Origin of the sequence: Paenibacillus sp. AD87, from assembly GCF_001659845.1 — a bacterium.
Taxonomy (GTDB): Bacteria; Bacillota; Bacilli; order Paenibacillales; family Paenibacillaceae; genus Paenibacillus; species Paenibacillus marchantiae.
Window position 1 is genome coordinate 1 of the sequence record NZ_LXQN01000007.1, and the last position, 18218, is coordinate 18218.

14 protein-coding genes, 15 tRNA genes and 1 rRNA gene are annotated in these 18218 nt (G+C 46.3%); 29 read left to right on the forward strand and 1 reads right to left on the reverse strand.

From position 1 onward, the window contains the following. The 17 genes from gpAD87_RS00060 to gpAD87_RS00140 form a co-directional block, all read left to right on the forward strand. Positions 1–1587: ribosomal RNA gene (locus tag gpAD87_RS00060) — 23S ribosomal RNA — on the forward strand; the annotation flags it as partial. A 68-nt stretch (positions 1588–1655) separates the two neighbouring features. Further along, a tRNA-Asn gene (locus gpAD87_RS00065) sits at positions 1656–1731 on the forward strand. A gap of 3 nt (positions 1732–1734) precedes the next feature. After that, positions 1735–1826: transfer RNA gene (locus tag gpAD87_RS00070), tRNA-Ser, on the forward strand. A gap of 6 nt (positions 1827–1832) precedes the next feature. Further along, positions 1833–1904, forward strand: a tRNA-Glu gene (locus gpAD87_RS00075). 68 nt (positions 1905–1972) lie between these two features. Next, positions 1973–2048: transfer RNA gene (locus tag gpAD87_RS00080), tRNA-Val, on the forward strand. Between the two features lie 18 nt (positions 2049–2066). Then, positions 2067–2140: transfer RNA gene (locus gpAD87_RS00085), tRNA-Met, on the forward strand. Between the two features lie 27 nt (positions 2141–2167). After that, a tRNA-Asp gene (locus gpAD87_RS00090) sits at positions 2168–2245 on the forward strand. A 96-nt stretch (positions 2246–2341) separates the two neighbouring features. Further along, positions 2342–2417, forward strand: a tRNA-Phe gene (locus gpAD87_RS00095). Positions 2418–2435: 18 nt separating this feature from the next. Then, positions 2436–2511, forward strand: a tRNA-Thr gene (locus gpAD87_RS00100). A 9-nt stretch (positions 2512–2520) separates the two neighbouring features. Beyond that, a tRNA-Tyr gene (locus gpAD87_RS00105) sits at positions 2521–2606 on the forward strand. A gap of 6 nt (positions 2607–2612) precedes the next feature. Further along, positions 2613–2686 (forward strand) — tRNA-Trp (locus gpAD87_RS00110). A gap of 29 nt (positions 2687–2715) precedes the next feature. Next, positions 2716–2788, forward strand: a tRNA-His gene (locus gpAD87_RS00115). Between the two features lie 11 nt (positions 2789–2799). Then, positions 2800–2874, forward strand: a tRNA-Gln gene (locus gpAD87_RS00120). Between the two features lie 4 nt (positions 2875–2878). Next, a tRNA-Gly gene (locus gpAD87_RS00125) sits at positions 2879–2953 on the forward strand. Positions 2954–2959: 6 nt separating this feature from the next. Further along, positions 2960–3033 (forward strand) — tRNA-Cys (locus gpAD87_RS00130). A 25-nt stretch (positions 3034–3058) separates the two neighbouring features. Continuing rightward, a tRNA-Leu gene (locus tag gpAD87_RS00135) sits at positions 3059–3137 on the forward strand. Positions 3138–3741: 604 nt separating this feature from the next. After that, on the forward strand, positions 3742–4545 hold the full coding sequence (locus gpAD87_RS00140; RefSeq protein ID WP_082934953.1) for a class I SAM-dependent methyltransferase: 804 nt from the start codon (positions 3742–3744) through the stop codon (positions 4543–4545). 183 nt (positions 4546–4728) lie between these two features. On the opposite strand, the gene gpAD87_RS00145 is transcribed toward gpAD87_RS00140, so the two are convergent. After that, positions 4729–7089, reverse strand: coding sequence for a helix-turn-helix domain-containing protein (locus gpAD87_RS00145; RefSeq protein ID WP_082934954.1), 2361 nt, complete (start codon positions 7087–7089; stop codon positions 4729–4731). Between the two features lie 517 nt (positions 7090–7606). Here gpAD87_RS00145 and gpAD87_RS00150 point away from each other — a divergent pair. The 12 genes from gpAD87_RS00150 to gpAD87_RS00205 all read left to right on the forward strand — a co-directional run bounded on the left by gpAD87_RS00150 (position 7607) and on the right by gpAD87_RS00205 (position 18177). Next, positions 7607–7915, forward strand: a complete 309-nt coding sequence (locus gpAD87_RS00150; protein WP_062324034.1) for a LiaF transmembrane domain-containing protein — start codon at positions 7607–7609, stop codon at positions 7913–7915. Positions 7916–7948: 33 nt separating this feature from the next. After that, on the forward strand, positions 7949–8620 hold the full coding sequence (locus tag gpAD87_RS00155) for a PspA/IM30 family protein (RefSeq protein ID WP_063566170.1): 672 nt from the start codon (positions 7949–7951) through the stop codon (positions 8618–8620). Between the two features lie 4 nt (positions 8621–8624). Beyond that, a complete protein-coding gene (locus gpAD87_RS00160) occupies positions 8625–8861 on the forward strand; it encodes a PspC domain-containing protein (RefSeq protein WP_063566169.1) in 237 nt (78 codons plus the stop codon). A gap of 17 nt (positions 8862–8878) precedes the next feature. Then, positions 8879–9385, forward strand: coding sequence for a PspC domain-containing protein (locus gpAD87_RS00165; protein WP_063566168.1), 507 nt, complete (start codon positions 8879–8881; stop codon positions 9383–9385). Position 9386: 1 nt separating this feature from the next. Further along, positions 9387–10094 (forward strand): PspA/IM30 family protein, encoded by a 708-nt coding sequence (locus tag gpAD87_RS00170; protein ID WP_064635674.1) that lies wholly within the window; start codon positions 9387–9389, stop codon positions 10092–10094. A gap of 149 nt (positions 10095–10243) precedes the next feature. Beyond that, a complete protein-coding gene (gene liaF / locus gpAD87_RS00175) occupies positions 10244–10891 on the forward strand; it encodes a cell wall-active antibiotics response protein LiaF (protein ID WP_064635675.1) in 648 nt (215 codons plus the stop codon). Positions 10892–10924: 33 nt separating this feature from the next. Beyond that, positions 10925–12046: a sensor histidine kinase gene (locus tag gpAD87_RS00180; RefSeq protein ID WP_064635676.1), complete on the forward strand. Its 1122-nt coding sequence runs from the start codon at positions 10925–10927 to the stop codon at positions 12044–12046. After that, the gene (locus gpAD87_RS00185) at positions 11982–12656 is read left to right on the forward strand and encodes a response regulator transcription factor (protein ID WP_090904561.1); all 675 of its coding nucleotides are present in this window, start codon (positions 11982–11984) and stop codon (positions 12654–12656) included. The genes gpAD87_RS00180 and gpAD87_RS00185 overlap by 65 nt, the downstream gene beginning before the upstream one ends. 242 nt (positions 12657–12898) lie before the next feature. Continuing rightward, positions 12899–13636: a YwmB family TATA-box binding protein gene (locus tag gpAD87_RS00190; RefSeq protein WP_064635678.1), complete on the forward strand. Its 738-nt coding sequence runs from the start codon at positions 12899–12901 to the stop codon at positions 13634–13636. Between the two features lie 247 nt (positions 13637–13883). After that, entirely contained in the window at positions 13884–15434 is a 1551-nt protein-coding gene (zwf, locus tag gpAD87_RS00195) for a glucose-6-phosphate dehydrogenase (RefSeq protein ID WP_064635679.1), read from the forward strand. 401 nt (positions 15435–15835) lie between these two features. Then, positions 15836–16234, forward strand: coding sequence for a DoxX family protein (locus gpAD87_RS00200; RefSeq protein WP_064635680.1), 399 nt, complete (start codon positions 15836–15838; stop codon positions 16232–16234). 359 nt (positions 16235–16593) lie between these two features. Next, a complete protein-coding gene (locus gpAD87_RS00205) occupies positions 16594–18177 on the forward strand; it encodes a peptide chain release factor 3 (RefSeq protein WP_063566161.1) in 1584 nt (527 codons plus the stop codon). The last annotated feature ends 41 nt before the right edge of the window (positions 18178–18218 follow it).

The following is an 18218-nucleotide window of genomic DNA, read 5'->3' on the forward strand; positions in this document are numbered from 1 at the left end:
CCGAAAGCCTAAGGGTTCCTGAGGAAGGCTCGTCCGCTCAGGGTAAGTCGGGACCTAAGGCGAGGCCGAAAGGCGTAGTCGAAGGACAACAGGTCGAAATTCCTGTACCACCGTAAGCCGTTATGAGCAATGGGGGGACGCAGCAGGGTAGTGACGCGGACTGATGGATGTCCGTCTAAGCAGTGAGGCTGATGTGTAGGCAAATCCGCACATCGTAAGGCTGGGCTGTGATGGGGAGCGAAAATTATAGTAGCGAAGGTCATGATCTCACACTGCCAAGAAAAGCCTCTAGCCAGGTGATGGTGCCCGTACCGCAAACCGACACAGGTAGGCGAGAAGAGAATTCTAAGGCGCGCGGAAGAACTCTCGTTAAGGAACTCGGCAAAATGACCCCGTAACTTCGGGAGAAGGGGTGCCCCGGTAGTGTGAATAGCACGAGGGGGCCGCAGTGAAAAGGCCCAAGCGACTGTTTAGCAAAAACACAGGTCTGTGCGAAGCCGTAAGGCGAAGTATACGGGCTGACGCCTGCCCGGTGCTGGAAGGTTAAGGGGAGCGGTTAGGAGCAATCCGAAGCTGTGAACCGAAGCCCCCAGTAAACGGCGGCCGTAACTATAACGGTCCTAAGGTAGCGAAATTCCTTGTCAGGTAAATTCTGACCCGCACGAATGGCGTAACGACTTGGGCGCTGTCTCAACGAGAGATCCGGTGAAATTTTAATACCTGTGAAGATGCAGGTTACCCGCGACAAGACGGAAAGACCCCATGGAGCTTTACTGCAGCTTGATATTGAATTTGGGTACGATCTGTACAGGATAGGTGGGAGCCTTTGAAACGTGAGCGCCAGCTTGCGTGGAGGCACCGTTGGGATACCACCCTGATCGTATCTAGGTTCTAACCTGGTACCGTAATCCGGTGCGGGGACAGTGTCAGGTGGGCAGTTTGACTGGGGCGGTCGCCTCCTAAAGAGTAACGGAGGCGCCCAAAGGTTCCCTCAGAATGGTTGGAAATCATTCGAAGAGTGCAAAGGCATAAGGGAGCTTGACTGCGAGACCTACAAGTCGAGCAGGGACGAAAGTCGGGCTTAGTGATCCGGTGGTACCGCATGGAAGGGCCATCGCTCAACGGATAAAAGCTACCCTGGGGATAACAGGCTTATCTCCCCCAAGAGTCCACATCGACGGGGAGGTTTGGCACCTCGATGTCGGCTCATCGCATCCTGGGGCTGAAGTAGGTCCCAAGGGTTGGGCTGTTCGCCCATTAAAGCGGTACGCGAGCTGGGTTCAGAACGTCGTGAGACAGTTCGGTCCCTATCTGTCGTGGGCGTAGGAAATTTGAGAGGAGCTGTCCTTAGTACGAGAGGACCGGGATGGACGTACCGCTGGTGTACCAGTTGTTCCGCCAGGAGCACCGCTGGGTAGCTATGTACGGAAGGGATAAGCGCTGAAAGCATCTAAGCGTGAAGCCCCCCTCAAGATGAGATTTCCCAGTATGTAAGACCCCTTGAAGACGACGAGGTAGATAGGCTGGGGGTGGAAGTGCAGCAATGCATGGAGCTGACCAGTACTAATCGGTCGAGGGCTTATCCAAATATGCAAGTTATAAATCGCACATTTCGTTTCGGATCTAGTTTTCAGAGAATGATCTCTGAAGCATATTCCCTGATAGCTCAGTTGGTAGAGCACTCGACTGTTAATCGAGTTGTCACAGGTTCGAGCCCTGTTCGGGGAGCCATATGGAGAGGTGTCCGAGTTGGCCGAAGGAGCACGATTGGAAATCGTGTAGGCGCCACAAGCGTCTCGAGGGTTCGAATCCCTCTCTCTCCGCCATAGTAAGGCCCGTTGGTCAAGGGGTTAAGACACCTCCCTTTCACGGAGGTAACAGGGGTTCGAATCCCCTACGGGTCATATCTAACTTCAAAAAAAGAAGTTGATTTTCACAGCAGTTTTATGATAAGATCATAAATGTGTTGTTCGGAGGCTTAGCTCAGCTGGGAGAGCATCTGCCTTACAAGCAGAGGGTCGGGGGTTCGATCCCCTCAGCCTCCACCATATAACTTTTAATAACGACGCGGGGTGGAGCAGCCCGGTAGCTCGTCGGGCTCATAACCCGAAGGCCGCAGGTTCAAATCCTGCCCCCGCAATTATACTTTCTTTCAAGAAAGTGATCTGGAACCGTGGTGTAGTTGGCCTAACATGCCTGCCTGTCACGCAGGAGATCGCGGGTTCGAATCCCGTCGGTTCCGCCATTTTAATCTTTACATGAGGAAGCTGTTCACTAAATCTGCTATATGGCACCGAACGCCCTAGATAAAGTGTAACGTTTCGAGATTAAACTTTATTGTGGCTCGGTAGCTCAGTCGGTAGAGCAGAGGACTGAAAATCCTCGTGTCGGCGGTTCGATTCCGTCCCGAGCCACCATTTATCACAACTTAATACGCCGGTGTAGCTCAACTGGTAGAGCAACTGACTTGTAATCAGTAGGTTGGGGGTTCAAGTCCTCTCGCCGGCACCATGTAATCCTGGAGGATTAGCGAAGTGGCCAAACGCATCAGACTGTAAATCTGCTCCCGTACGGGTTCGGTGGTTCGAATCCATCATCCTCCACCAGTTTTTAGGGGCATAGTTTAAAGGTAGAACAACGGTCTCCAAAACCGTTGGTGTGGGTTCAATTCCTGCTGCCCCTGCCAATTAACTTTTAAGAGCATATTGTATTATGGCGGTCGTGGCGAAGTGGTTAACGCACCGGTTTGTGGATCCGGCATTCGGGGGTTCAATTCCCCTCGATCGCCCTTTTGTTTTTTGGGGATTAGCCAAGCGGTAAGGCAACGGACTTTGACTCCGTCATGCATAGGTTCAAATCCTATATCCCCAGCCATTATGCGGACGTGGCTCAGCGGTAGAGCATCGCCTTGCCAAGGCGAGGGTCGCGGGTTCGATTCCCGTCGTCCGCTCCAAAATATGGCGCCATAGCCAAGTGGTAAGGCACAGCTCTGCAAAAGCTTTATCCCCAGTTCGAATCTGGGTGGCGCCTCCAGTATATTTTCATAAAAACATCATATGCCGGCGTGGCGGAATGGCAGACGCGCTCGACTCAAAATCGAGTGGGAAACCGTGGAGGTTCGAGTCCTCTCGCCGGTATTCAAGCAAGTAAGGAAAAGCTCATTAGATGCAAAATCTAATGAGCTTTTTTTTATTTGGTGGAATTGAAGATGAACGTGCGGCAGTTAAGCAAAGAGGGGCTCCTGAATGAATCTCGTAGGTAACCACAACACTATTACTGAGGGGGAATCCAGCATGATGTGCTTGGACAATACGCGATATTCTGGTATCTCTAGATTGAAAGTACTGCTTTACCTGTAAATTGGCGACCTTTCAATTGCTGTGCTACTGCGTCAATTTCATCCCCTAATTTCTTATGGCTTATAGAAGGAGATGAAGTTATTTTTGTTTATGTATTGATGCATAACTTCAATGAGTATATTGTAGATATATAAAGCTCTGATATTATTTCAAATAATTGCGGATATTATAGCTCTATTAAATTCATATAAAAGATGCTTATCAAAACAAGAAAATATCCTTTTTGCGAATTTATATTTTATAAAAGAAATGGAGTGAAGCAATTTGTCTGAGGAACAACATATATCCAAGCATCCTGAAATATTATTCGATCTATCTGTGTGGGAAGAAGCGTGGAAGAATCAGTCCACAGCTTCAATATACAATATGAAGAGCGCAACGTTTGACGCGAAATCAGCATTTTGAACGATGGGCTAGAGAATATCATCAACAGTCGTTTACAGAAGAAGGAAAGCAGCGATCCGGACGCATCATAGGCTGGATTGAAAATCAGGGAGTGAGTTTTGACGGGTTATCGATATTAGACATTGGAGCAGCGTCGGGCATATTTACGATTCCTTTTGCAACCAAAGGAGCGACTGTTACAGCTGTAGAGCCCTCTGAACTGTTAGTTTCATTAATGAAGGAGACAATTCCTGCATCCCTTACATCCAGTATTGATATCGTTTCAGAGCGGTTCGAGGACATATCGATTCAGGACAAAGGCTGGAAGAAGAAATATGATTTTGCATTTGCATCCATGTGCCCGGCGATTTCGAATTGGGAAACAATTGAACAGGCGATCAGCACTGCTCGAAAGTATGTTTATATCAGCACGATGGCTGGATCGAGAGAGCACACACTAATAGATGAGCTTAAAGAGGTACTAGGTGTCTATCCATCATACAACGCTGGAGATATGGGATATATACAACAGCTGCTGTACCTGAAAGATTATTCTTACACCACCTTAATCACTAAAGAAACAAGTTATATGGAGATGCCTGTTGAGGAAGTCGTTGATAAGCTTCAGGAGTGGCTTAGCACGCACGAACTGCCAACGGATGAAGGTTCACTTGCCCTGGCTGAGCAATATATTAGAGACACTTACAAGGATGGTATGGTTACATTCTCACGTGGAGGGAAGTTCGGTAAAATTCTGATTCAATTGGAGCAACCGAATATGAAAGTGGTACGGCCCAAGTAACAGTAGACCCATTTCAGCAATAATTAATTTAGATGAAATTTTAAGGGAGCAAAGGGAGCAGTTATACTGCTCCCTTTTGATGTTCATATATAAAACAACTTATTCTTCGACTAAATAACAAACGTTCTTCTTCTATAGATAGAAATAGTTATAACCCTCGTACTTCATCCCCAAAAGAGCCGTTTACTGCTTTATGGATAGATCAGGCTTCTGCTTTCGTTCCCTATACTGTCCAGGAGTGATCCCTTCCCATTTTCGAAAAGAACGGATAAAGTTCTGCGGGTTGTTATAACGAAGCCGTGCGGCAATATCCTTGACCGCTAGCTCGCTTTCGTCAAGCCACTTTTTAGCTATACTGAAGCGGTACTTCGTCAGATACTCACTGAAAGCACAGCCTGTCTCTTTGCGGAACACACTACTTAGGTAGTTGGCATTGTAGTGAAGTCTGGATGCGCATTCCTCCAACGTCAGATCCTTATCGTATTCTTGCTGGATGATGGCAATCATTTTCTCGGATATGTGCTGATATTGGGTGTACTGTCTTTCTTTCAAAATGAGAATGATCGGTGTGATGATATGATTGTTAAACCATTGCTCAACCTCAGCTGCGTACTGTAGAGCATGAAGTTCATTGAAGATAGACCCATGGCCTTTGGAGATCTGTCCCAATCGTATACCGGATTCCTGCATCATCTGCAAAATATGTGTTAACAATCGGGTAAGTGCTACCTGATATTCTTCCGGTGTACATTCCATGCCGAACAGCACTTCAAGCAACTGATGGAGGTGAGAGGAGGCCTGGGCTTCATCGGCATTTTGGATAGCCTGAATCAGCGTATACTCCAGTGATTCTGGATATGGCAGTGCCCAATGGGAGGTACGATTATCGATCGCCTCAAATTGAAAGATGATGCCTGCTCCCAGTTTCATTCGATGCTTGAGCGCTTCAAGGGCCTCCGTATAAGCCTGCGGTATCTGAAATAGGGAGGCGTGGGGCTGACTAAAACCAATGCTTACCTGGAGACTAAGGATCCCACTGATTTGATGTTGTAGCTGTTCCGTTAACGTATACAGATGCTGTGAAAAACGAACATGATCTTGCTCAGGGGTACCGATAATTGTAATGACGGCTTGTTCATATACGACAGGAAGTAACTGTTGTTCTGCATAAACACTCTCCTCCAGTATATTCTGAACGGCAAACAGCAACAGATCACGATCCTTGGCATGATATTTGGTGTGATTCATAAGATCAGCCTGGATTGCAATGACGGCTATTTGTTGCCATTCTTGAAGCTGTGAACCATAACCATTCTCTCTGAGTGTGTCATGAAGAGTCGATGGAGCATTTTTTCCCAGAAGCAGGTTGATTAGAAAATGAGTGCGGATCTGCAACTTATATTGATTCAATTTGCTTTCAAGTTGGGATCGAGAAGCAGATAGCTGTGAAACGCCGGCTCTGATTTGCTCAAATTCATCCATATGAAGGGTAGAATTGGTCTCCAAGTTACCTTTGGATAAGCGTTTATCACCAAGTTGTACGAGAAGCTTGCGTATGGGTATAACCATTCTTCTCGAACCTGCCCATGAGAGCAACAGTGAAAGCAGTAGCATAGCGACACTGATATACATGGTGTGCAACCCAATTTGAACATACTCGTGAGTAAGAATATTCGTAGGCGAAATGAGAATATATGTCCACCCTTTTAGAGAAGAATGCGTATAGGACAGCGAGTAACGTGTATCTGCAATACGTACCTCCCGTTGGCCTGAAGAGGCAGCGAATCCACGGATAGATAACAGCTCGCTAAGATTGGTACCGGATTCGCTATCTTTTATTCCTGCTGCAGCCAATGGCTGACCAATATATTTGGGATCGGGGTGGACCATGATGCGTTGTTCACGATTCAAAATGATTAGTCCGGCCTTAGAGCTGTCTGGTGAATCCTCTTCCAGTGGTTTTTGCAGTGAACATGCGGGAATTCCCGCAATCAGGGCAGCGTCAGAAGAAACATTTACATCGGGTATCGATCTGGCGAGTGCAATATGGTAAATGCAGCCTGAATTCATCGGGCGTTCATTATTGTTAAACACGGATGATGGTGTAAGCTGCCAACCGGATGTGAGTGTGTTCGATAACAAGTCTTTCATGGGCAGAGCCATTGGAAAATCAGTATTCAGGTACAGGCCAGCATGATCGATAAGCCAATCCTCGGTCTGATTTACGAGTGTAATATCCATTAGAGGCTCCCATGATCTCATATTCTTGAATTCGGTCTGTAACTTCTCAGCAAACAAAGGCCCGGTGCCCTGAACCGAGGATGATGAAGTTAGCGAATGGAGCGTGTCCGGTGACCGAACGGCCTGATCGAGCATGTAGCTTACGGTTGCAAGTTTGTGCTCCACGTTGGTTTGCATTTGGATTAACAGTTGTTTATTGGCTTGAGCACGATGCAGCTCTGATTGTTTTGAAGAATAGATAAAAGCGGCGATTCCCGTCAACAGAATGGGCAGGGTACTTAACAAGATTCCGAAGACTATCATTTTATGTAGATAGCTGAATGATCGCACAGGTCCACTCCTGACTTTTGGATTAGTAACACTTTCTATTTTAGTAAACGCTTACATATAGAACAATCTAAATTTTGTTTATTTGGATAAAAAAGTAATAAAAATTCAAGTGGAAATGAAGATCATGAAATCGTTCAAATTATAATTGAGGTCGTTTTATCTTTAATGGAAGGCATAATGGGAAACGTCAGTCGAGGGAGAACGTAGATAAGAGGTATGGACGTCGTATTCATACGGGGTGAAACGGCTTTGAAGAAGGGTAATAAGGGATATTTAAGGCCTTTATTCGGTATAGTGGCCAATGGTCTGATCCAGGGACAGTCAAAGGTCCAACCCGATCCCCGACCTGAGTCTAGGATGAAAAACCGTCCACGGTCTGTTTTGAAAAGTCGCAGTTTCCCCTAGAATAAGGACATAAGGTTAAACAAGAAACAAACGAACAAACACACAAACCAAAATTAACGAACCGAAAGGGTGGTGAACAATAATTATGAGATGGAATAAAGGAAATGGCTGGGCGGTTGTACTGATTGCATTGGGTGCACTCCTCCTCTTCGGGAAGTTAACTCCTCTACTGGGACATTTAATGGGTTATCTAATTCCGATCCTGATGATTGCACTTGGCTACTACGGAGTTAAACGAGGAAATGTACTGCTTGGATGGATTGTTCTCTTCATCGGTATCCTCTCATTGCTGGGTAAACTAGCCTGGCTGATCGGACCGATCATCGCGATTGGGTTAATCATCTTCGGATTCTCCATGTTGAGTAATAATCGCAGTCGTCGTGGCCGTTACTAAGCTTTCACGATTATGATAAGGAGGACAGACAAAATGAGTGTATTTCGTCGAATGCGGGACATTACCGTAGCTAATTTAAACGAACATCTGGAGCAAAGTCAGGATCCAGTCAAACTGATTGATCAGTTTCTGGTCTCGACCCGCCAAGACATCGGTGAAGCCGAGAAGCTTCGTCATCAATATGCAAGCCATACCAGACAAATGAAACAACAAGCGGATCAGGCAGCAGGTATGGTACACAAACGGGAAGAACAAGCTTCCATGGCTCTGAAAGCAGGCGAGGAGCATTTAGCTAAACTTGCTTTACAGGAGAAAATCCTCCACGAGGAAAAAATGGAGCAATACAATGAATTGTACGCACAAAGCAATGCGGCTTTACAGGAACTGGACGAACAGATCGACCAACTGAAAGTGGAGTATCAAAATGTATACAGCAAACGCCAATATTACTACGCTCGTATGCAGACGATTCAATTGCAGCAACGAATGAATCAGAGAGGTCACTACAACGGTCAGAATGTACCCCGTATGTTCAACCGGCTGGACGATCAGGTTTCTGATCTCGAATATGAGGCACAAAGTCTCCGGGATTTGCGGCGGATGAGTCAGGATGGGTCAGGTACGTCTGGCACCATGTCATCCTCTACGCTGGACAAAGAACTGGAACGGCTTAAACAAAAGCTGAACAATGACAGAAAGGAGTAGACACATGAATAAACTTTACCGCTCATCGCGTAATCGTATGCTGACAGGTTTGATTGGCGGCATATCTGAAAATCTTGGATTTAGTTCCACGCTGCTGCGTATCATTTTCTTCATCAGTATTTTCGCTACGGGGGGTACATCATTGTTGATCTACTTCATCGCTGCATTGGTAGTGCCAAAAGAACCCTATCACGCTGATCCATACACTTATGGTGCTGATCACGTAAGAGGATACAAGTAAACGAAAGGAGTAAGCACATGAGCAAATTATATCGCTCAACGCGTGACCGGATGTTGACAGGATTATGTGGTGGTATATCCGAGTCGATCGGCATGGATTCAACCTTGCTGCGTATCATCTTCGTCATCAGTATCTTCGTAACTGGCGGCACGTCGTTGTTAATCTACTTCATCGCAGCACTGGTGGTGCCAAAAGAGCCATATCCACCTTATGATCCATACGGCTATGGTCCGGGCCCTGGTCCTGGAGCTGGTAGAGGATACAACAACTTTGATCACGAGCCGCCAAGAGGTCCTTTCCAAAACAACCATAATCAAGGTCCAGGTAATTTCGGTCCTGGCCCAGGATACAACAGCAGACCTCAGTCTGGTCCACGTTCTTACGACAATAACGCTTACGGAGCAGGGTCACAGCAAGAAAGTGAACTTGATTCCATGATGAAAGATATTGAGAAAAAAGCATTGAAAAAAGAAGTTGAAGAGCTTCGCCAAAAATTATCTCGTTACGAGAAGGGAGAAAAGTAAAATGGGAGTATTTAAACGGATTAAGGATATGACTAAAGCGTCGGTAAATGATATGTTGGATAAAGTGGAAGACCCGATTGTAATGTTGAACCAGTACTTGCGTGACATGGAGGCTGAAATTCATGAGGCAGAGGTAACAGTTGCCAAACAAATGGCGAATGAGCGTCGCATGAAACAGCGTCTGGACGAAGCAGAACGTACATCGGTACAACGTGAGTCTCAGGCAGAGGCTGCACTGGCTAATGGTCAGGAAGAAGTGGCTCGTAAATTGCTGGAAGAGAAAATCTACTTCGATCAAAAAATTACGGAGTACAGAGAACTTCATGCTCAATCTGAAGCTCAAGCCAAAGATTTGCTGCAACAGCTGCATGACATGAAAGATGAGTTCTACAAAATGCGTAACAAACGTAATGAACTCGTATCCCGTGCACAGATGGCGAAAGCCAAAAAACAAATGTCTCAAATCAACAGCTTGCACTCCATCGAGAGTGGTGGTGCATCCCTTGGATTCCACCGCATGGAAGAGAAAATCATGCAAATGGAAGCTGAAGCTGATGTGAGCCGTGCACCTTATCGTAATACACAATCTACGTACACTAACCCTGTAGATACCGAAAAGCAATTCAAAGTGGATCAACAGCTGCAAGCTCTGAAAAACAAAATTGGCAATGGTGCCAAAAATGAAACGGGCGGTACTTCAAAAGAATAACTGTTCGCTCAGCAGACAATATGATATTCTATAAATCGTGAATAAAGAACGGTTTCTAGAACAAAGGTTAAGCCATACAGGTGTTCAAAGCCTGATATGGCTTTTCCGTCGAATTGGGAAGATTAACTTACAGAGGAGGTGCGGCAGAGATGAATAAGAAGGGGCAATGGCTTGCTGTTGTAATCATTGTGATCGGCATGCTGATGTTACTGAACCGAAATATTAACTTACTGACCGTCGCCGCACTGATTCTGTTAACGATAGGTATGGTACAAGTTCGTAAGGGGGACACACACAAAGGTTATCGATACCTCGGTATCGGTGCCGCACTGTTGTTGCTTGATAATCTAATGATTGTATTTTTGATTGTACTGGCTTCGCTGGCCTATTTTTATTCCAAAAACAAAAAGATTCATCTAGATGGGAATATCATGCGCAAGCAAAACTTCATGGCTCGGTACTATTGGGATCAAACACCATGGACATTGCGGAGTATGAGCCTATGGCATGCCATGGGTGAGATTAATGCAGATCTGTCACTTTCCCTCCCGGAAGAGAAACAAACGATTGTACTTTTGCAGGGAGTTATGGGGAATGTTCGTCTGATACTGCCTGAAGATTATGGTGTTGAAATTGAGGCATCGGTACTCTTTGGACGGATTAGCCTGAATGGAGAGCAGGATAGTGGCATGATGAACAAATTGGTATGGAGAACTCCTGGATATGAGTCCAGTGAACATAAAGCAAAATTTGTCATTTCTTATATTGTTGGCGACCTAAACATCAGTAATCCGTAATAAGTTAAATAGGTGAAGAAGGAGGAGACCCGGATGAAGACAAAACGACATACCGACATGGTAACCCGAAGTATGGGTGAAGGGATCCTCCTTGTTTTCATTGTGCTCATTGTAATCTTGTATGTATTGTATACATATGGTTATCTTGCTCCGTTTGCTGGATGGAGACATCTGATTCAATCGGGTCTAGCGTTACTGCTGCTCTTGGTCGGTATGGGTGCGGCCTTCGGCTTCTATCAGAGTTACCGGGTCAAACGAAGGCTTGAACTATTGAGAGAGACGCTGCTGCAATGGGAAAAGGGGTCACTTTCACGTACTGTGCCGGACCTCGGCATTGATGATGTCGGGCGATTAAGTGAGCAGCTTGGACGTATCGGAAAAAAGTGGGAAGATCAGGTATCTTCGCTCCAGCGATTGTCTACTCATAATGCACAGCTTGCTGAACAAGCCAGAATAACGGCCATTGTGGAGGAACGGCAGCGGTTGGCACGAGAATTGCATGATGCCGTGTCGCAACAGTTGTTCGCCATTTCCATGACCGCAACAGCGGTTGGACGAAGAATGGAAAAGGATTTTGCACGTGCCCAGCGGCAGGTGGCCCTGATTGAAGAGATGGCTTCGGTAGCTCAATCTGAGATGCGGGCGTTGCTATTACATTTGCGACCTGTCTACCTGGAGGGTAAACATCTCGAACAAGGTTTACGTGATCTTGTGATGGAGTTGAAAACAAAAGTACCTATGGACATTGTGCTCGAAATGGATGAAGACATTCATTTGATCAAAGGCATTGAGAATCATCTGTTCCGTATTGTTCAGGAAGCGATGTCCAATACATTACGTCATGCGAAGGCAGAAAAGATGGAAATTCGACTTCAGCGCCGGATAGATGCCATTCGGGTACTGATTCGTGATGATGGTCAGGGATTTGATCTCGACGATCAGAAACAGGCCTCCTATGGTCTGACCAATATGCGTGAGCGTGTGACTGAAATTGGCGGAGCCATTCAATTTGTGACGGCGCCGGGCAAAGGAACACGAATTGAGATTACAATACCTTTGATGAACGATGAAAGCGAGGAAGAACATGTCAATGGAGACGGGAATAGAAACGGAGACGGAAGCGGAAACGTCGATCAAAGTGTTGCTCGTGGATGATCATGAGATGGTACGCATTGGCCTCGCTGCGGTCCTGGATACCGAAGATGGCATTGAAGTGGTGGGGGAAGCGGGTAGCGGTGAGGAAGGTATTCGCTTGGCACAGGAGTATAAACCTGATGTTGTCCTGATGGATCTCGTCATGGAAGGGATGGACGGAATTGAAGCCACCCGGCAGCTGCTCAAAATGTATCCGGAATGCAAGGTCATTGTACTGACCAGTTATCTGGATGATGAAAAAATGTATCCGGTTATTGAGGCAGGAGCCTTCAGTTATCTGCTGAAAACATCGAGAGCCAATGAGGTGGCAGATGCGATCCGCGCTGCAGCTCGGGGGCAATCGGTTCTGGAATCACAAGTGGCGTCCAAAATGATGAATCGTTTCCGACAGCCGCAGGCAGTGGCACCAGCTCATGATGAATTGACTGATCGGGAGATGGATGTACTCCGGTTAGTTGCTAAAGGCAAATCGAACCAGGACATCGCAGATGATCTCATTATCGGGATCAAGACAGTCAAATTCCATGTCACGAACATACTAGCAAAATTGGGCGTGGATGACCGTACACAGGCAGCCATCTATGCTTATAAGAATGGACTTGCGGAATAGAAAAAGAAGTGCGTGAACGTTGAGGCATGCACTATGGTTTTACTGAGTAGATAAGGTGAAGTTAAGAAATCGGTGGAGCACGATTCGAAAGTCTATTCTGCCATAAGATGATATAAGGTCCGATCAGCCATGAAGATGGTGGATAGGGCTTTTTTTGTGTGCCAAAAAGAAGTTTAGCAAATGAGTAATGGGGGCATGCTGTTGATAGATTCATAGAATGTAAGAAAGAGCGGAGGATTCGAATGTTAAATCGATGGATGACAGTAGGCACACTCGCATTAGCAATCATTATACTTGTAGGCATGACTCATGTGTACGCTGAGAAGACGGAATCCGAAGCAGGCAAGCTGGAACAATTGATGAAGACCGCCGATACAGCAATCGATCATGTGGAGCGTTTAGTCATTAAATGGCAAGGGGAAGGCCGTGGAGATGCAAAAGACCAGGCGGAGCTGCTTGCTCATCAGCTAGGATTGCAACAGCCTGAACGCGGTGTTCAGACGGGGCATGATGTTTATCGTAGTGAGATGGTTGCTGATGCTCAGCAAGCAGGCATTCTGGTCAATGTTGTCGTTACGGGGGAAAATGAATACTACGCGATCGTCCAGTTATCAGGCAATGAACATACGGACCAACGTTTATTGATCACATTACATGAACAAGTATCCCAGTTGCTCACAGACTCCGGAATGAAAGCGGCATGGAATTTCGCTGTGCAGGGCACAGGAGCAATGGAAAGTGGCGCCAGCAGTCAATTGCAGCAAATCGAGCAACAGCTGTCTGGAGATATGAATATGCAAGCGATAGAACGTTATACGGATAACAGCACTGCCAGCGTGTCATATGAGGCATCGGATTTGCCCATAGTGATTAAAAGCGGTACGCATCTCTTGAACATGCAGCTGGCGGTCCATCAGGATGATGAAAAGGGGACCAATCGAGTTACAGTAGGTTTCCCGGTGATCACGATTGAATATTAATGCAATATTAAAGCAGATTTATAAGTTTGATCATGAATTTTTATAGATGAAATTTCCATGAATTGTGGAAAAATATTGATAACATTTCTCAGGAAAATTAGTGCAACCCATGGGGCTTTATGCTAAAATGGCATCACATCCAAGAAGGAAATTTGCTGGTAATTGACGGTTGTATGTTGCGTATATAACACCATTACATAGCTCGGGGAGAGTGTGGAGATGTCTTCCCGGAAAGAAAGAGGAGCCCATGGTCGAAAAACAAATGCAAGATGAAGTGCAGACACCAGGTGCAGTATTTTTCATTTTTGGAGCAACGGGTGATTTGGCCCGCCGGAAGCTGTTTCCGGCTATCTACAGTCTCTACCGCGAAGGTAAATTAGCCGAAGACTTTGCGGTTATTGGTGTAGCGCGTCGTCCGAGGTCACCAGAAGAATTCCGGGAAGACATCTATGAATCCATTAAGGAGTTCTGCCGCTATCCAGCGGGGGAACCCGATGAGTGGAACGCTTTTGTCGAACATTTTGAGTATAAATCACTAGATATCAATAACGTGGACGGTTTCAAAGAATTACGTGAGCAGACAGAGAGTTTGGAAGCGAAGTTTAACACACCGGGTAACCGTCTGTTCTATCTGGCCCTGGCACCAGAGTTGTTTGGCAGTGTGTCATATAGTTTACGGGATGGTGGAATGCTGGAGAGTCGCGGGTGGAATCGACTTGTGATTGAGAAACCATTTGGATATGATCTGCAATCTGCGGAGCATCTGAATGAGCAGATCCGTGAAGTGTTCCGTGAGGAAGAGATTTATCGGATTGACCACTATCTGGGCAAGGAAATGGTTCAGAATATCGAAGTGATTCGCTTTGGTAATGCCTTTTTCGAGCCGCTTTGGAACAATAAACATATTGCAAACGTTCAGATTACCCTGGGAGAGACGGTTGGTGTGGAAGAACGTGGTGGATACTACGATCATTCGGGAGCATTGCGTGATATGGGACAGAACCATATGCTGCAGATGCTGACGATGATTGCCATGGAGCCACCAAGCCGTTTGTTCCCGGAGGACATCCGTGATGAGAAGGGTAAGGTACTGCGTTCTCTGCGTGCGTTCACCTCGAATGAAGAAGTGAGTACTAATGTTGTGCGCGGGCAGTATACCGAAGGGGAGTATCGTGGTAAGCAGCTTCCCGGTTATCGCCAGGAGGACAAGGTTGATCCTGAATCCAATACGGAAACTTATTTTGCCGCACGTGTATTTGTAGATAATTTCCGCTGGGCAGGTGTGCCATTCTATATTCGGACAGGCAAGCGCCTTCCGGTGAAAACGACCGAGATTGTGGTAGAATTCAAATCTATGCCGAGTAACGTGTATTTGGGAAAAAAGTATAAACTGGAGCCGAATTTGCTCGTCATTCGGGTAAATCCAATGGAAGGTATTTATATTAAAATCAATGCCAAGAAGCCGGGTTCTGACTCCGAGATTCAGCCGCTGGCGATGGACTTCTGTCAGAGCTGCATGATTGGAATCAACTCGCCGGAGGCGTATGAACGTCTGCTGCATGATGCGGCAGAAGGAGACTCCACCTACTTTACCCGTTGGGATGAAGTTGCTACAGCGTGGTCCTTCGTTGACCGGATTGCGGCGGCTTGGGCGAAAAATCACGGTGAGCTGCATACGTATCCAGCAGGTACGTGGGGGCCTGAAGCAACAGGCAAACTGCTGGAGCAGGATGGGTTCCACTGGTGGCCGGTGAACGGTCAGGACGAAGACAGTGTCGTCTGGCAAGTGAACAATTAATCGCGGGAGTATCACTTATGAGTGGCAGGGATTTTATTAGAGCGAAGTCATTTTATTGGTGATAAGACTAACACTGTTATAAATAAGGCTTGGGAAGAACGCAGAGATGCGCTCTTGTCAGGTCTTTTTTACGATGGAGAAGTGTGGGATGTAAAAGTTTACATATAATAAAATAAGTTATTGACAAAAAGTAAGTATATAACTTATACTCAACTCAAGAGATGAAGAGATTACGCAAAGACATACGAAACCCGATGACGAATCGGAAACGTACATTATTCATGAGATAAAATGTGAACCACGTGAAGGGGTTACGAAATACATTCATGAAGAAAAAAATTTAGCATAATATCTTTAATCTAAGAATACTATTTTGTATATATTGAATGGAGGAAAAGAAAATGTTGGATGTAGGATTGTTGTTGATTCGTTTGGTGATTGGATTGTCGTTCATGGCGCACGGGGCTCAGAAATTGTTTGGATGGTTCGGGGGATATGGAATCAAGGGAACGGGCGGCTGGTTTGAATCGATGGGGATGAAACCCGGCGCATTGGTTGCGTTACTGGCAGGGCTGGCTGAATTCGGTGGCGGATTGCTGCTGGCTCTGGGTCTGCTCACACCGGTAGGCGGCGTTCTGATCGCTCTGACTATGGTTATTGCGATTGTGAAGGTTCATGGTGCGAACGGATACTGGTCCACGCAAAACGGATTTGAATATAACCTTGCAATCCTGGTGGTTGGTGTAGCACTAGCTTTGACAGGTGGAGGACAATACGCACTGGACGCATTAATTTTCTAATAGCGGCAAGCGGAATGAATAATGAGTACCTGGATGCCATAATGATGGCGGAAGGGTGCTCTTTTTTTGCAATCGGAAAAGAGAAGAATCTGCTGTACGTAATCGGTTATTTTCGGTAAAGATTATGGTACAATAGGAAAGTTGGATACTAAAATCAGGTCTACGGCATGAATGGAAGCACAATGCTTAGGGAGGATGAACTCCGTTGTAAATGTGTAAAATTAACATAGGATGCTTAATTGCCTAATATGCGAAATGCGAATGTACAATCAACCGGCATAGCCGGATTGCATAAAGATTGAATGGTAGACCGGCCTCGCCGGATTAACGTGAATGAACGGACGAAAGGGATAGAATCTATGAGCAAAGCTGCAGATAACATTCTTCAACAGGAAGTGGACAAACGCCGGACGTTTGCCATTATCTCTCACCCGGATGCGGGTAAAACGACATTGACCGAGAAACTGTTGCTGTTCGGGGGCGCGATTCGTCTTGCCGGTACAGTAAAAGCTCGGAAAGCAAGCAAACATGCAACAAGTGACTGGATGGAAATTGAGAAGCAACGGGGGATCTCGGTTACATCTTCCGTCATGCAGTTTGATTATCTGGATCATCGTGTCAATATTCTGGATACACCAGGTCACCAGGACTTCAGTGAAGATACTTATCGTACACTGACAGCTGCGGATAGCGCGGTGATGTTGATTGACGTAGCGAAAGGCGTCGAGGCACAGACGATCAAATTGTTCCAGGTTTGTGCGAAGCGTGGTATTCCCATCTTTACGTTCATAAACAAGCTGGATCGTGAAGGCCAAAGCCCGTTTGATCTGATGGAAGAACTCGAAAATGTACTGGGTATCCGCTCTGTACCGATGAACTGGCCGATTGGTACAGGTCGCGAGCTGTGCGGTGTATATGACCGAATGAAAAATCAGGTGGAATTGTTCCAAGGGGACGATCATTCGACCATTAGAGTACAAAAAGTAGATGGCTACAAAGATCCGATTATCCGCGAGATGGCAGGGGAGTATCTGCATGATCAATTGTGTCAGGACCTGGAACTGCTTGATGTAGCGGGAGACCAGTTCGACATGGAGAAAGTACAGCGTGGGGAACTGACACCTATATTCTTCGGTAGTGCCATCAATAATTTCGGCGTGCAGACGTTTTTGGAGAATTTCCTGCAACTCGCACCGAAGCCTGAACCTCGTCGTAGTACAGCAGGAGAGATTCAGCCGACGAATGAGAAATTCAGCGGTTATGTCTTCAAAATCCAGGCGAACATGAACCCTGCACACCGCGATCGTATTGCGTTCCTGCGTATTGTGTCAGGCAAGTTCCAACGTGGGATGAGTGTGAAGCATAACCGTGTGGGCAAAGAGATCAAGTTGTCCCAACCACAGCAGTTCCTGGCACAAGACCGGGATATTGTGGAAGAGGCGTATGCAGGCGATATTATCGGTTTGTTCGACCCAGGTATCTTCCGGATTGGAGATTCACTGAGCCAAGGCAGCGAAGTTATATTTGAGGAATTGCCAACATTCTCACCAGAGATTTTCGCCAAAGTTACCGTAAAAAATGCGTTGAAACATAAACAGTACCAAAAAGGGATTGACCAGTTGACGGAGGAAGGAACCATTCAGGTGTTCCAGACCGTAAGTTTCGACGAGACCATTCTCGGCGTAATTGGTCAACTCCAGTTCGAAGTATTCGAATACCGGATGAAGGGCGAGTATGGGGTAGACGTGCAATTGCAGCGCATGCCTTATCAATTCGCGCGCTGGATCGTGGACGAGAACTTGGACCCAAGTAAATTCCGGATCAACTCCACCCTGGTGAAAGATAAAAAGGGTAATTATGTTGTCCTGTTCGAAAATGAATACGCGATGAGAACCGCAATGGACAAAAACCCGACGGCGAAATTCCTGGAGACAGCTCCATAAGCCGTTTCTTCCTAAACTAGTAAAGACAGCAGAAACAAATG

What these genes read in the sequence shown, in the direction of transcription:
- gpAD87_RS00145 (WP_082934954.1), bottom strand. Translation starts at nt 7,089, where the DNA reads ATGATAGTCTTCGGAATCTTGTTAAGTACCCTGCCCATTCTGTTGACG.
- gpAD87_RS00150 (WP_062324034.1), top strand. Translation starts at nt 7,607, where the DNA reads ATGAGATGGAATAAAGGAAATGGCTGGGCGGTTGTACTGATTGCATTG.
- gpAD87_RS00155 (WP_063566170.1), top strand. Translation starts at nt 7,949, where the DNA reads ATGAGTGTATTTCGTCGAATGCGGGACATTACCGTAGCTAATTTAAAC.
- gpAD87_RS00160 (WP_063566169.1), top strand. Translation starts at nt 8,625, where the DNA reads ATGAATAAACTTTACCGCTCATCGCGTAATCGTATGCTGACAGGTTTG.
- gpAD87_RS00165 (WP_063566168.1), top strand. Translation starts at nt 8,879, where the DNA reads ATGAGCAAATTATATCGCTCAACGCGTGACCGGATGTTGACAGGATTA.
- gpAD87_RS00170 (WP_064635674.1), top strand. Translation starts at nt 9,387, where the DNA reads ATGGGAGTATTTAAACGGATTAAGGATATGACTAAAGCGTCGGTAAAT.
- liaF (WP_064635675.1), top strand. Translation starts at nt 10,244, where the DNA reads ATGAATAAGAAGGGGCAATGGCTTGCTGTTGTAATCATTGTGATCGGC.
- gpAD87_RS00180 (WP_064635676.1), top strand. Translation starts at nt 10,925, where the DNA reads ATGAAGACAAAACGACATACCGACATGGTAACCCGAAGTATGGGTGAA.
- gpAD87_RS00185 (WP_090904561.1), top strand. Translation starts at nt 11,982, where the DNA reads ATGGAGACGGGAATAGAAACGGAGACGGAAGCGGAAACGTCGATCAAA.
- gpAD87_RS00190 (WP_064635678.1), top strand. Translation starts at nt 12,899, where the DNA reads ATGTTAAATCGATGGATGACAGTAGGCACACTCGCATTAGCAATCATT.
- zwf (WP_064635679.1), top strand. Translation starts at nt 13,884, where the DNA reads ATGGTCGAAAAACAAATGCAAGATGAAGTGCAGACACCAGGTGCAGTA.
- gpAD87_RS00200 (WP_064635680.1), top strand. Translation starts at nt 15,836, where the DNA reads ATGTTGGATGTAGGATTGTTGTTGATTCGTTTGGTGATTGGATTGTCG.
- gpAD87_RS00205 (WP_063566161.1), top strand. Translation starts at nt 16,594, where the DNA reads ATGAGCAAAGCTGCAGATAACATTCTTCAACAGGAAGTGGACAAACGC.